Origin of the sequence: Blautia sp. CAG:257 (assembly GCF_000433815.1) — a bacterium.
Classification (GTDB): Bacteria; Bacillota; Clostridia; order Lachnospirales; family Lachnospiraceae; genus Blautia_A; species Blautia_A caecimuris.
Genome location: NZ_HF999097.1, coordinates 894 through 1385 on the forward strand (window position 1 = coordinate 894; position 492 = coordinate 1385).

Consider the following 492-nt stretch of genomic DNA (forward strand, 5'->3'; position numbering starts at 1 on the left):
ACAAATTGATAACACCATTCAGTACGGTCTGTGGACTTTGGACAGTGGAACACATATAAAATCAGATAGAACTATAATTTCTATACGAAAATGTATAGTAACAAGATTTTATTTGCGAATTTGCGTAGCAGACAGAACCCCGGAAATGCTGATAAAATAGGCATTTCTGGGGTTGATTTATGTCCTTTGGCTCTAATTGTTTTTTATGCAGTTATTTTCGGAATAATAGGGGAAGGCTTTTACAATATATTCGCTGTTTCCTGCACCATGTTTTGTGTCAAATACTTTGTTGAGATAATCATTTGACAGTAGGTTTCTGCATTGTTGGGCAGCAGATTGGGGGAATTTGCCAGTGCGCCGGTTATAGTCTCTCTTACAAGCTGTTGGACAGCCTTGGAGGACACATTGTCTCCTTTATGGGAAACCAACTTAAGAAATTTATCTTCTCTCTGCATTTCTTCCGATATCTGTGACTGCCATTTTTCCATAAAT

At 37.8% G+C, this 492-nt stretch carries 1 protein-coding gene; it reads right to left on the reverse strand.

Going from position 1 to position 492, the window contains the following annotated elements:
- Window positions 1-239: 239 nt before the first annotated feature.
- On the reverse strand, window positions 240-492 hold a 253-nt coding region (locus QVP40_RS11360), incomplete at its 5' end, for a hypothetical protein (RefSeq protein ID WP_288200523.1).